Consider the following 12,746-nt stretch of genomic DNA (forward strand, 5'->3'; position numbering starts at 1 on the left):
TGGTCAGACTGCCCGGCGTCGCGAGGTGAGCAGAGCGCGGGCGGGGGCGAGGCCGAAGACGCCTCGCGTTCCGGCGGGCGCCCACCCGTGCAGGGCCTTCCAGGCCGCGAGCACGCTGTCCCTTTCCAGCGCGACGATAAGGTCCGCCTGTGCGACCGCTCGTCGCAGCTCCGCGCTCCGACGAGCGGCGGCCGCGAAACGTCGGCTCCCGTCGAGGGGGCTCAGTCGCTTGATGTTGCGCCCCACCACCGATGCCTCCAGCGTTCTGGCGAGCCGACTGCGGGAAGGAAGCGCCGCCGCTCCGAGCCGGATGAGCGTGGCAGCGTCCTGGGCGTCGCTCGCGACAGCGGTGACGAGCGTCACACGGTCACGATCCCGGTCCAGCGGCAGCGACTCCAGGGCCGAGGCGAACGAGCCGCCGGGGGAGAGGAGCAGGATGTTCATCGTCCGACCTTCCCGGCGGCGATACGCTCCGTCCAGGCCTCGATGCGAGGCGTCAGCTGCGCGGCACGGGAGTACCGCTGAGAATACGTGCGTGCCGCCGTCCGGTCGTCGTCGCTCTGCCTCGCCGCGTGTTCGGCCGTCGCGACGAACGCGTCGGCGATCGCATCGGCCGTCATCGCGGCGGAACCGTACCACCCGGGGTAGTCGGCGAGCGTGCGGGACGTCTCGTTCTCCGGGTCGTGCACGGAGACGATCGGCAGCCCGGTCGAGGCGTACTCGTACACCTTGCCCCCGGTGATGAAGCGCCCCGCGCCGAACGTCAGGACGAGGGCGTCGAACGTCGCGTACGTCGCGGCGATGTCGGCTCGCCCCACCGGCCCGAGGTACCTGATGTGGTTCTCCTCGAAACGCTCCATCGCCTGCACCATGTTGGCGCCGGGGACACCGAAGTGGTCCAGGTATCCGTAAAGGTCCATCCGCGCGTCGCGCACGAGCGTGCTCCGTTCCCGAGCGAGGGCCCAGCCGTCGATGAGTTCCTGCAGAGGGATCGCGCCGGAGATCGTGCCGATGTAGCCGAAGACCAGCCCGTCATCCCGGCCGTCGCGAGGAGGGAAAGCCAGCGGGTTGTCATAGCCGTTCTCCACGACCAGGAACCGCTCGGAGAACTCGGGATACTGCTCGGCATACCAGTCGCGGATCGGACTGTTGACGAACCAGACTTCCGCGGCGTCCTCGATCAGCGTGCGCTCCCATCGGCCGGCGCGGCTGCGAGGCTCGATCACTCGCCGCCCGGAGTAGATGTCGACAGCCCACGCGTCCCGGTGGTCCATGACGGCGGGGACGCCGAATTCCGTGCTCAGTACGTGACCAGGGATGAAATCGACGTTCGGGTTCGCTGTGCCGATGGTGAGGTCGACGGGTGATTCGTGATGGATCCGCCGAGCAGCCTCCTCCAGGACCGGACGCCACCCGCCGTAGTTGCGTTCCGGGAAGGAACGCTGACCGCGCCAGGACTGAATGGTGTTCCAGATCTCGGGAGCATGCGCGCGCAGCCACGACCATCCGCCGAGGTCGTTCGCGAAGGCACCGGAGGTGAACGGAACACGGATGATCTCGATGGCCGGGTCGACCTGGGCCTCGAGCGTCAGATCGACCCCTGTGGACATCTCGAACACTTCGCGCGGAACGGTCAGTACCGTGACCTTCCACCCTGCTCGAGCGAAGGCGTTCGCAGTCGCCCATGCTCGATAGACACCGCTCCCACGCGAGGGAGGGTATCCCCATGCGACGTACAGCAGGTGCGGCGTCTTCGTGGTCACTGGCGCTCCTCGATCACGGGTTCCTCAGTCGGCCGTCGGTCGTTCCGGCGCATGGCGCGCTGCTCGACCTTCTTGTTCTGCCACGCGCGAAGACGCTTCTCGACCGGGCGCTCGATGAAGGAGTGCAGAGCCCATGCCGCGATGATCGAGGATCCGAGAAGGACGAGGATCCAGATCACGCCGGCGACTCCGTGCTGAGGACCCAGAGAGCCCAGCACGATGTAGATCAGGGTGGCGTGGATCAGATAGAACGCATAAGACCACTCGCCGAGGAGCACCAGGGGGCGCGAACGCGCGATCCGCGTCCTCCCTGCGAGATCCGCGGCGGCGAAGGCGCAGATCAGCAGAGCGAAGAGAGCTGTCATGATCTCGCTGACGAACGAGGCGAGCACATCGTGAACAGGGGTCAGCTGCGGCACCCTCTGGAGGATCTGGAGCCCGATGAGGAAGGCGGCGAGAAGCGTGATGGGCAGGAAAACCGGTATCCGTGGCCGCCACCCCAGACGGATTGACCAGGCAAGGCACATCCCGATGACGAACTCGTTGAGCCGCAGGATGGGCCAGGGCAAGCCGGCGAGCCACCCGGCGGGATCGAGGATGATCAGCGCACGGGCTCCCACACTGAGGGCGAGGACGCCCACCGCCGCCCACAGCGCAGCGCGGCTCGAGAGGAGTCTGAGGACGCGCGTGATGAAGGGGTGCATCGCGTAGAAGAACATCTCGGCCGTGAGCGTCCACGCAGCGGGGTTCCCCGCGAAGAGCACCGCCGAGTCACGGGACCAGCCTTGAAGGAGCAGCACGCACAGGACCAGGACAGCAATGTCGAAGGGCTTCACCCAGGTCTGTTGCGGGTCCGGAGAGAAGCTGTAGAACACCGGGATCGCCACGATAAGCGTGACGATGTGCAGCGGATAGATGCGGGCGAAGCGTCGCCAGTAGAAGGTCCCGATGCCGACCGTCGGACGCCAAGACCAGGTGAGCACGAATCCCGAAAGGATGAAGAAGAACGCCACGCCGAAGTTGCCGTACCTCGCGACGTCGCCGATCACCCCCGGGAGGGGGACGACGTTGCGGACATGGAAGAAGAAGACGGCGAGCGCGGCCCACCACCGCAGGCTGGTCAGTGAGTCCAGTCGGGGCGTCCGCGCCTGGGTGACGGTAGCGCTGACCATAGGCTCCCCATTGTAGATGCGCGGAGCCGTCAGAGTGGCAGGTAGAGTCGGCGATCGTGAAGATCGTCAGCGTCGTCGGCGCCCGCCCGCAGTTCGTGAAGCTCGCTCCCATCCACAAGGCGGCGCTCGCCGCCGGAGTGGAGCACGTGATCGTGCACACCGGTCAGCACTACGATCCGATGCTCTCCGATGTGTTCTTCGACGACCTGGGGATAGGCGCACCGGATGTGCACCTGGGAGTGGGGAGCGGTTCCCATGGCGTGCAGACGGGGGCGATGCTCGCCGCACTCGACGCCGTCTTCGACGAGCACCGGCCGGATTGGGTCCTGGTCTACGGGGACACGAACTCCACTGTCGCGGCCGCCCTGAGCGCCGTGAAGATGCACATCCCGGTCGCGCATCTCGAAGCCGGTCTGCGGAGCTTCAACCGCCGGATGCCCGAGGAGCACAACCGTGTGATGACGGACCACGCCGCTGACCTGCTGCTGGCCCCGACGCAGGTCGCCGTCGGCCATCTGCACGACGAAGGCCTCGCCGCGCGTACCGTGCTGGTCGGCGATGTCATGACCGACGTCCTGTTCGAAGTGCGGGACCAGGTGGCGGGACAAGGCTCGGCCTTGCGCGACGAACTCGGCCTGACGCGAGGCGGATACTACGTCGCGACGATCCATCGTGCGGAGAACACCGATGACCCGGCACGTCTGGCGGAAGTCGCCGCGGGGCTCGCCGGGCTCGACAAACCCGTCATTCTCCTTGCACATCCGCGTGTCGTCGCCAAGGCGGCCGCGCACGGTGTCGCCCTCACGCAGGGGTCCCTGATCGCACACCCGCCGCTCGCATACCCGGATCTCATCGCCGCCGCGTTGTGGAGCGGCGGGGTCGTGACTGATTCCGGGGGGCTCCAGAAGGAGGCTTTCCTTCTCGGGGTGCCCTGCACGACGGTTCGCACCGAGACGGAATGGGTGGAGACGGTCGAGCTGGGCTGGAACGTGCTCGCGAACACGGCGGAGGAGATCGCAGCCGGCGTGACTCGTCCTCGCCCGCAGGAGACCACGGCGGCGCCATACGGCGACGGCCACGCGGCCACGCGCGTCATCGAGGCTCTGCGTTCTCACGGCGCCGACATCTGACGAGGGACTCGTCGCTGGGAGTCCGCCCATGCTGCGCCCCATAGACTGGACCCCATGCGTATCGCCGTCGTGGCCCTCGGAAAGATCGGGCTTCCCCTCGCCGTCCAGTTCGCCTCCTCCGGTCACGATGTGATCGGCGTCGATGTCAACCAGAAGGCGGTCGACATCATCAACGCCGGGCAGGAGCCGTTCCCCGGTGAGGCCCACCTGGCGGAGAAGCTGCAGGAGCTCGTCCCCTCCGGCCGTCTGCGCGCCACGACCGATTACGCCGAGGCGATCCCGGGAGCCGACGCCGTCGTGCTCGTCGCACCCGTGTTCGTGAACGACGAGACGTGGGAGCCGGACTTCCAGTACATGGACTCGGCGACGCGCTCGCTCGCCGAGCACCTCACGCCCGGCACGCTGGTGTCGTACGAGACGACGCTGCCCGTGGGGACGACCCGGAACCGCTGGAAGCCCATGCTCGAAGAGGGTTCGGGCCTGACGGAGGGCACGGACTTCTTCCTCGCGTACTCGCCGGAGCGCGTGCTCACCGGGCGCGTCTTCGCCGATCTGCGCAAGTACCCGAAGCTCATCGGCGCGCTCTCGGAGGAGGGGAACCGCCGGGCTCGCGAGTTCTACGAGGCGGTCCTGCAGTTCGACGAGCGTCCCGATCTCCCTCGCCCCAACGGCGTGTGGGACCTCGGGACGACGGAGGCCTCCGAGATGGCGAAGCTCGCCGAGACGACGTACCGCGACGTGAACATCGGTCTGGCCAACCAGTTCGGCCTGTTCGCCGCTGCGCACGGCATCGACGTCTACAAGGTGATCGAGGCCTGCAACTCGCAGCCGTACAGCCACATCCACCGCCCCGGCATCGCCGTCGGTGGACACTGCATCCCGGTCTACCCCCGCCTGTACCTGTCCACCGACCCCGACGCCGACATCGTACGCGTCGCGCGCCAGCTCAACGCGTCCATGCCGGAGCGCCTGGTGGCGCAGGCGGAAGGCATCCTCGGCGACCTGAGCGGTCTGCGGGCGGTCGTGCTCGGGGCCGCCTATCGCGGCGGCGTCAAGGAGACGGCGTTCTCCGGCGTGTTCCCGACCGTCGAGGCGCTGCGCGCCCGCGGAGCCGAGGTCGTCGTGCACGACCCGCTGTACACCGACGAGGAACTGCGGCGACTCGGGTTCGAGCCGTACGACCTCGGTGGACCCGTCGACCTCGCCATCCTGCAGACGGACCACGCCGACTATCGTGAGCTCAGCCCGGCCCAGCTGCCGGGAGTGAAGCTGCTCGTGGACGGTCGCGCGGCCACGGACGCCGCGCTGTGGTCCGGAACGCCGCGGCTCGTGGTGGGGACGGCAGCCTGATGGATCTTCTCGTCGTCGGGTCGGGTTTCTTCGGCCTCACCATCGCCGAGCGCGCCGCGGAAGCGGGCCGCACGGTGACCGTCATCGACCGCCGCTCGCACATCGGCGGCAACGCCTACAGCGAGGCGGAGCCCGAGACCGGGATCGAGGTGCATCGCTACGGTGCGCACCTGTTCCACACGTCGAACGCGACGGTGTGGGAGTACGTGAACCGCTTCACGTCGTTCACGAACTACGTGCACCGCGTCTACACGACCCACAAGGGCGTCGTCTTCCCGATGCCGGTGAACCTGGGGACGATCAACCAGTTCTTCCAGGCCGCGTACACGCCGGACCAGGCTCGCGCTCTCGTCAAGGAGCAGGCGGGCGAGTTCGATGCGAAGTCCGCGACGAACTTCGAGGAGAAGGGCATCGCCCTCGTCGGCCGCCCGCTGTTCGAGGCGTTCTTCCGCGACTACACCGCGAAGCAGTGGCAGACGGACCCGCAGAAGCTCTCCGGCGACATCATCAGCCGGCTCCCGGTGCGTTACACCTACGACAACCGGTACTTCAACGACACCTGGGAGGGCCTGCCCACGGACGGGTACACGGCGTGGCTCGAGCGCATGGCCGACCACCCCCGCATCGAGGTGAAGCTGGACGTCGACTACTTCGACGAGTCCCAGCCGCTGAACAAGAAGGCGACCGTCGGTCAGGTCTCGGTGGTCTACACCGGTCCCGTCGACCGCTACTTCGACTACGCCGAGGGGGCGCTGAGCTGGCGCACGCTCGACTTCGAGCAGGAGGTGCTGGACGTCCGCGACTTCCAGGGCACCAGCGTCATGAACTACCCGGATATGGACGTGCCGTACACGCGCATCCACGAGTTCAAGCACTTCCACCCGGAGCGCAAGGACGTCTACGAGTCCGAGAAGACCGTGATCATGCGGGAGTTCTCCCGGTTCGCCGAGCGCGCGGACGAGCCGTACTACCCGGTGAACACCCCGGCCGACCGCGAGGGCCTGCTGGCGTACCGCGAGCTCGCGAAGGGGGAGAAGGACGTCCACTTCGGCGGTCGCCTCGGCACGTACCAGTACCTCGACATGCATATGGCCATCGGGTCGGCGCTGTCGCTCTGGAACAACACTCTCTCCTAGACTCGGAATCGTGAGTCACGCTGCTGTCGGGGCGCCCGGGACGCCCCGGCGCTATCTGCATTCGCTCTGGCTGTTGTCCGCGCGCGACCTCAAGGTCCGGTATGCGACCAGCTTCCTCGGTTACGTGTGGTCGGTTCTCGACCCGCTGGTGATGAGTGCGATCTACTGGTTCGTGTTCACGCAGGTGTTCAGCCGCGACGTCGGCGAGCAGCCGTACATCATCTTCCTCATCAGTGCGCTGCTGCCGTGGGTGTGGTTCAACAGCTCGGTGTCGGACTTCACCCGGGCGTTCAAGAAGGACGCCCGCCTCGTCCGCTCGACGTCGATCCCTCGTTCCATCTGGGTGAACCGCATCGTGCTCAGCAAGGGCATGGAGTTCCTGTTCTCGCTGCCGGTGCTGGTGCTGTTCATCGTCGTCAACCTCTTGTTCGAGAGCCACGCCGACCAGGTCGTGCAGATCGGCTGGGGCGTGCTGTGGGTGCCGGTGGCCATCCTCATGCAGACCGTGCTGCTCGTCGGGCTCGGCCTGCTCGTCGCTCCGCTGTGCGTGCTCTACACCGACCTCGAGCGCACCACCGCCCTCATCCTGCGCGCGATGTTCTACGCGACACCGATCATCTACAACGTCACGGACCTGCCCGGCATCTTCCAGACCCTCGGCGCCTTCAATCCGCTCGCGGGGATCTTCATGCTGTACCGCATGCCGTTCTTCCCCGATCAGTGGAACCCGTTCACGCTCACCGTCAGCGCCGTGATGTGTCTGCTCATCCTCGCTCTCGGCGTCTGGGCGTTCCGGCGTCTCGAGCGCCCCGTCCTGAAGGAGCTGTGATGGACGCCGCGATCGACGTGCAGGGCCTCGGCGTCCGCTTCCGCCGCAACAGGCGCGGGCAGCGGAACTTCAAGGACCTCTTCGCGGGGGCGTCCCGGCGCTCGCGTCCCGGGGAGTTCTGGGCGCTGCGCGACGTCTCCTTCACCGTGCAGCCGGGCGAGTCCATCGGCGTCGTCGGTCGGAACGGGCAGGGGAAGTCGACGCTGCTCCGCCTCGTGGCCGGCGTCCTCCTGCCCGACGAGGGCACGGTGAGCGTCAACGGCGGCGTCGCCCCCCTCATCGAGATCACCGGTGGGTTCGTCGGTGACCTCACGGTCCGGGAGAACGTCCGCCTGACCGCCGGACTGCACGGCATGTCGAAGGACGAGGTCGCTCGCCGGTACGACGACATCATCGCCTTCGCCGAACTCGCCGGATTCGAGGAGACGCCCTACAAGCATCTCTCGAACGGCATGAAGGTGCGTCTGGCGTTCTCCGTCGTCTCCCAGCTCGACGAACCCATCCTGCTCGTCGACGAGGTGCTCGCCGTGGGCGACAAAGCCTTCAGGGAGAAGTGCTACAAGCGCATCGACGAGCTGCTCTCGGACGGCCGCACGCTGTTCTTCGTCAGTCACAACGAGCGCGACCTGCGCCGGTTCTGCACGAGGGGACTGTACCTGGACCGTGGCACGCTCGCCCTGGACGCCCCGATCAAAGACGTCCTGGACCGCTACAACGCGGACTACTCCGTCTGAGACGACGCGCCGACGCGGAACCTCAGAGGCCGACGAGGTCGCGCAGGTCCGCCGCGGCGGAGCGTGCGCTGTCGATGGCTCCTGACACTCCGGATCCGCTCTCGATCGCCGCGCGCAGCGCCACGAGGCGCTGCGCGTAGGTCTCCACGCCGGAGCGCCAGGAGTCCTGGATGGACGACGGCGGCAGGGCGTCGCCCAGGCGTTGCGCGTCCTGCTGGAGCGAATCGACGACGGGTAGCGCGTCCTGGCCGCTCGCTCCGGCGATGATGTCGAGTCCCCGGTCGGCGGAGTTCAGCCACCCGGACACCTTGTCGCGGAAGACCTCGACCGTCGGGTCGCCGACCGGGGGCGCGGTCGTGATCGGAGTCGGCTCCGGGGTCGCGGACCCGGTGGGAGTGGGTGCGGGAGTGGGGGTCTCCGACGGGGTGGCCGTCGGAGACGCGCTCGCGCTCTCGACGGGCTCAGGGGCACCGTCGCGAGGCAGCAGGAAGAACAGCAGCAGTCCGACGATCGCGAGCGCCGCGACGCTCAGTCCCACGATCAGCCACACCCGACCGGTGCGCTTCGGCGCGGGGGGAAGCGGGGCCCACCGTACCTCGGGCTGCGGCTCGTCCATGTCAGGCCTCCAGAGGGCTCATCGGCTCCCAGGTGCGATCGCGACCGATGCGGCCGCCGTCCCTGAGCCCGCGGAACAGGTTGCTCGTGCCGCGGACGGTGCGCTCCACGAAGACGAGCCGGATCAGCTCCTTGAAGAACGTCGCCGTCGTCCCGAGACCGAACAGCACGGGGTTGTAGACGCCGTGCACCCGGTAGTACTGCTTGATGAAGGCCCGGTTGCGCATGATGTAGTAACGGTAGGCGTTGCTCGAGGCGTTCATGTGCCGGATGCCCATGTCCCACTGCCGGATCTCGCGGGTGCGACGCAGCACGAACTCGTCGACGATGACCGCGGTGGTCAGGCGCGAGGCCAGCCACCCGTACATCTGGTCGTCCCAGTAGATGAAGAAGCGGGGGTCGGGGAGGCCGATCTGCTTCACGATCGAGCGGTGGATGAACATCCCCTCGAAGCAGCCGCTGTTCATCTCCTTGTAGCCGGAGGAATCGAAGCCTGCAGGGGCGAAGGGGATCGGGATGCCCATGCGCTCCGCGATGCGGTACTGCCAGTAGAACTCGCTGCCGTCGTAGTCGTAGCGCCGTCCCTGGATGCTCTTGAAGCGCGGTGCCCAGGCGCCCATCCGGGCGAGACCGTCCGGGAGCACTTCGACGTCGTCGTCCATCATCCAGATCCACTGGGCGCCGAGGTCGTACGCCGTGCGCATGCCCTCGCTGAAACCCCCGGAGCCCCCCGTGTTGACGTCGAGACGGCGATACACGAGCTCGGTGCCGATGTCTTCTCGGAAGGACTCGACGACGTCGGTCGTATCGTCCGAGGAGGCGTTGTCGATCACGATCACGTGACCCGGCTTCGGGTCCATCGCGGTGATGCTGGTGAGCAGGCCGGTCAGCAGGTGCGAGCGGTTGTACGTGACGATGACGATCGCGGCGGAGGCGGGATCGAAGGCAGGGGCGTCGGTGGTCATGCCTTCTCCTCGAAGACCTGCTGCCAGGATTCGGCGGAGACCAGGTCCGGCAGGGCATCACGGTACTGACGCTGCAGTTCGGGCCATCGACGTCGCAGCTGAGCGTGCAGGCGCACGGATTCGCGCAGCATGCGGCGGTACTTGGCGCGGTCGCGTGTGTATATGTTCTTCCCGGAGCCGTCGGCGGCGCTCACGAGAGCGCTGTCATACAGCGGGAGGCGCCACCAGTGCGCGTCGCCCTTGCCGAACTCCACCTCCGGCTGAGCGATGTTCGCCGGGTCAGGGCGGTGCACCCAGTGCGAGAGCAGCGTCTTCAGCGTGAAGATCCGCAGTCGCAGGCCGGTCGGACTGTCGAACTCGTTCTTCGGCAGCCGCTTGTAGACCTGTCGTCCGCGGCGCGAGTGCAGCACGCGCGCAGGATCGCGATGGACCACCGTCTCCGGGTATTCCGCGGCCAGGCCGCGTGCGGCCGGCATCGCCGTGGCCAGGTTGCGGCGCATGTGGTCGGGTCCGGAGAGCACGTCGCGGAGGGCGCGATTGCGCAGCGCCACCGGGTAGTACTGCATCATCATGAGGTGCTTCAGATCGACGCGCCGGCTGTGCACGATGAGGCGGCCGCCTCGGGGTGCTCCGGAGTGCAGGAGCCCGGCGACGATCCGGTTGCGGGCGTGGAAGTAGGCCTGCCAGTCGATCGAGTCGTCCTTGTTCACCCAGGAGACGTGCCAGAGCGCGACGCCGGGCATCGACACGGTCGGGAAGCCCGCCTCGCCGGCACGCAGGCAGAACTCGGCGTCGTCCCACTTGATGAAGGCGGGAAGGGACAGCCCGACCTTGCGCACCGCGTCGAGCGGGATGAGGCACATCCACCAGCCGTTGTAGTCGGCGTCCATCCGCATGTGCAGCAGCGGCGACTGGCGCAGGTTGGCGACGCCGAAGTCGTGCGGCATCTTCTCCTGGTAGAGGTTGCGCCACATGAAGGGCGCCTCGTCGACGACCTCCGCCCAGCCGTGCAGCTTCGGGCGGTCGAGGAGATCGAACATGTGTCCGCCGACGAGCACGGGTGTCGTCGCGAACTGACCGAAGACGATGGAGCGCCGCAGGGACTCCGGCTCGATGCGCACGTCGTCGTCCAGCAGCTGCACGAAGTCGCTCTCGGGGCGCTGCAGGGACTCGTGCATCGCTCGGGCGAAGCCGCCCGATCCGCCGAGGTTGCCCTGGCGGATGACCTGCAGGGTCTCGCCCAGGCGCTCGGCGACCTCGGCGTAGCCGTCCTGGTCCGCGACCAGCTGCGTGCCCTGGTCGACGAGGAAGATGCGGTCGACGAACTCCAGCGCATCGGGGGAGGAGGCGAGTGCCCTCAGGGTCTCGACGCAGTAGTCGGGCTTGTTGTAGGTCGTGATGCCGAGCGAGGCCTTCCCGGTGCGGGCTGGCTCCTGCTCGGTGGTCCACTTCGCGCCCTCGAGCACGGCCGGCTTCTCGTCGGCGACGATGTCGAACCAGATCCAGCCGCCGTCGCTGTACTGGGTGAGGTCGAGGTCGAACGAGGTCGTCGCCTCGCCGGTGACCTCGCGAGTGGCCACGCGCTGGCGGACCCCGCCGCCGTTCGAGCGGTAGACGAGGATCGTCGCCGGTCCCGTGGTGCGGACCGTGAGCTGCACCTCGCGGACGCTCGTCCAGTGCTGCCAGTACGACGCCGGGAAGGCGTTGAAGTAGGTGCCGAGGGAGACGCGCCGACCGGCCACGATCCGGGCACGGTGCCGGCCCAGGATGTTCCCCAGGTGTGCGCGGCTGGAGACCCGGACCGGTTCCTCCTCGATCACCGACCATGTCTCCGGATCGGCGTACAGCGGGAGCAGATCGGGGTCGCGATCGAGCGGGAAGACGACGTTCTGAAGGACGTGGGCCACAGGGAGGTTCTCCGTTGTTGGTGCCGCGGCCGCTGCCGGAGGGCAGCGCGCGACTCGACGAGCAGTGAGTAGCCTACCGGTGGTCGCCTTCGGATCTGCGGAGAGCCGACCCCCTGCGCTCGGCGCGGCTGGCTAGACTGACCGCGATGAAGGTACTGATCACCGGCGGGGCCGGCTACATCGGATCGACCGTGGCGACGGCGTGCATCGAGGCCGGGATCGAGGTCGTGGTGCTCGACGATCTGTCCACCGGGCTGGCGGCCTTCGGGGAGGGGCGCCACCTCTACGTCGGCGACATCGCCGACGCCGCCGTCCTCGACCGGCTGCTGAGCGAGCACCCGGACATCGATGCCGTCGTGCACTGCGCCGCGCGCATCGTCGTGCCGGAGTCCGTGGCCGATCCGCTCGGCTATTACGACAGCAACGTCGGCAAGACGATCACGCTGCTCCGGCGCCTCCGCGATGCGGGCATCCCGCGCATCGTGTTCAGCTCCTCCGCCTCGATCTACGCGGGGGAGACCGGCGACGGGGTCGACGAGAGCGGGCGTCTCGCCCCCTCGAGCCCCTACGCGACCACGAAGGCCATGGTCGAGCAGATCCTGTCCGATGCCGCCGCCGCCGGAGACTTCCGGGCCATCGCGCTCCGCTACTTCAACCCGATCGGTGCCGACCCGAAGCTGCGGACCGGACTGCAGAACCCCACGCCGTCGCACGCGCTCGGCAAGATCATGCAGGCACGCGCGGCCGGTGAGCCGTTCACGATCACCGGCACGGATTGGGCCACCCGCGATGGGTCGGGCCTGCGGGACTACATCCACGTCTGGGATCTCGCGCTCGCACACGTCGCGGCGGTGACCCGTTTCGACGACGTCGCGACGCCGGAGCAGCCGTACCAGGTGATCAACCTCGGCACCGGAGACGGTGTCACGGTCCGGGAACTCGTGCAGGCGTTCGAGCGCGTGACCGGGGCACCGCTGCCTGTGGTCGAGACCGATCGCCGGCCCGGCGACCAGGCCGGGGCCTTCGCGATCGTGGATCGGGCGCGCGAGGTGCTGGGGTGGCGTGCGGAGCGCTCTGTCGACGACGGCGTGCGCGACGCGCTCGCCTGGGCGGAGAAGCTCCCCACCGTCCGCTGACCGCCCGCC

Annotated in this window: 12 protein-coding genes; 6 read left to right on the plus strand and 6 right to left on the minus strand. The window is 67.9% G+C overall.

The features are described from left to right. Positions 1-3: 3 nt before the first annotated feature. The 3 genes from RI211_RS06240 to RI211_RS06250 all read right to left on the minus strand — a co-directional run bounded on the left by RI211_RS06240 (position 4) and on the right by RI211_RS06250 (position 2,935). Positions 4-444 (minus strand): hypothetical protein, encoded by a 441-nt coding sequence (locus RI211_RS06240; RefSeq protein WP_315637129.1) that lies wholly within the window; start codon positions 442-444, stop codon positions 4-6. Then, positions 441-1,610, minus strand: a complete 1,170-nt coding sequence (locus tag RI211_RS06245; RefSeq protein WP_315637128.1) for a glycosyltransferase family protein — start codon at positions 1,608-1,610, stop codon at positions 441-443. Before RI211_RS06245 ends, RI211_RS06240 begins: the two co-directional genes overlap by 4 nt. 149 nt (positions 1,611-1,759) lie before the next feature. Then, entirely contained in the window at positions 1,760-2,935 is a 1,176-nt protein-coding gene (locus RI211_RS06250; RefSeq protein WP_315637127.1) for an acyltransferase family protein, read from the minus strand. 56 nt (positions 2,936-2,991) lie between these two features. On the opposite strand from RI211_RS06250, the gene wecB reads away from it, so the two are divergent. From wecB to RI211_RS06275, 5 genes are read left to right on the plus strand one after another with little or no spacing between them, the layout of a single operon-like run. Continuing rightward, a complete protein-coding gene (gene wecB, locus RI211_RS06255; protein WP_315637126.1) occupies positions 2,992-4,065 on the plus strand; it encodes a non-hydrolyzing UDP-N-acetylglucosamine 2-epimerase in 1,074 nt (357 codons plus the stop codon). A gap of 54 nt (positions 4,066-4,119) precedes the next feature. After that, positions 4,120-5,415 (plus strand): nucleotide sugar dehydrogenase, encoded by a 1,296-nt coding sequence (locus RI211_RS06260; RefSeq protein ID WP_315637125.1) that lies wholly within the window; start codon positions 4,120-4,122, stop codon positions 5,413-5,415. Continuing rightward, positions 5,415-6,551 carry a UDP-galactopyranose mutase gene (gene glf, locus RI211_RS06265; RefSeq protein ID WP_315637124.1) on the plus strand — a complete coding sequence of 379 codons (1,137 nt, stop codon included), beginning with the start codon at positions 5,415-5,417 and terminating at the stop codon, positions 6,549-6,551. Before RI211_RS06260 ends, glf begins: the two co-directional genes overlap by 1 nt. Before the next feature lie 10 nt (positions 6,552-6,561). Next, a complete protein-coding gene (locus RI211_RS06270) occupies positions 6,562-7,380 on the plus strand; it encodes an ABC transporter permease (protein WP_315637123.1) in 819 nt (272 codons plus the stop codon). Continuing rightward, positions 7,380-8,114 (plus strand): ABC transporter ATP-binding protein, encoded by a 735-nt coding sequence (locus RI211_RS06275; protein WP_315637122.1) that lies wholly within the window; start codon positions 7,380-7,382, stop codon positions 8,112-8,114. Before RI211_RS06270 ends, RI211_RS06275 begins: the two co-directional genes overlap by 1 nt. Positions 8,115-8,136: 22 nt before the next feature. On the opposite strand, the gene RI211_RS06280 is transcribed toward RI211_RS06275, so the two are convergent. The 3 genes from RI211_RS06280 to RI211_RS06290 are packed head-to-tail and all read right to left on the minus strand — an operon-like array spanning position 8,137 to position 11,601. Further along, positions 8,137-8,730, minus strand: a complete 594-nt coding sequence (locus tag RI211_RS06280) for a hypothetical protein (RefSeq protein ID WP_315637121.1) — start codon at positions 8,728-8,730, stop codon at positions 8,137-8,139. 1 nt (position 8,731) lies between these two features. Beyond that, the gene (locus RI211_RS06285) at positions 8,732-9,694 is read right to left on the minus strand and encodes a glycosyltransferase (RefSeq protein WP_315637120.1); all 963 of its coding nucleotides are present in this window, start codon (positions 9,692-9,694) and stop codon (positions 8,732-8,734) included. Then, the gene (locus tag RI211_RS06290; protein WP_315637119.1) at positions 9,691-11,601 is read right to left on the minus strand and encodes a glycosyltransferase; all 1,911 of its coding nucleotides are present in this window, start codon (positions 11,599-11,601) and stop codon (positions 9,691-9,693) included. The genes RI211_RS06285 and RI211_RS06290 overlap by 4 nt, the downstream gene beginning before the upstream one ends. A gap of 146 nt (positions 11,602-11,747) precedes the next feature. On the opposite strand from RI211_RS06290, the gene galE reads away from it, so the two are divergent. Further along, positions 11,748-12,737, plus strand: a complete 990-nt coding sequence (gene galE / locus RI211_RS06295; protein ID WP_187663717.1) for a UDP-glucose 4-epimerase GalE — start codon at positions 11,748-11,750, stop codon at positions 12,735-12,737. Positions 12,738-12,746: the final 9 nt, after the last annotated feature.

The organism is Microbacterium meiriae, from assembly GCF_032364335.1.
GTDB classification, from domain to species: Bacteria; Actinomycetota; Actinomycetes; order Actinomycetales; family Microbacteriaceae; genus Microbacterium; species Microbacterium meiriae.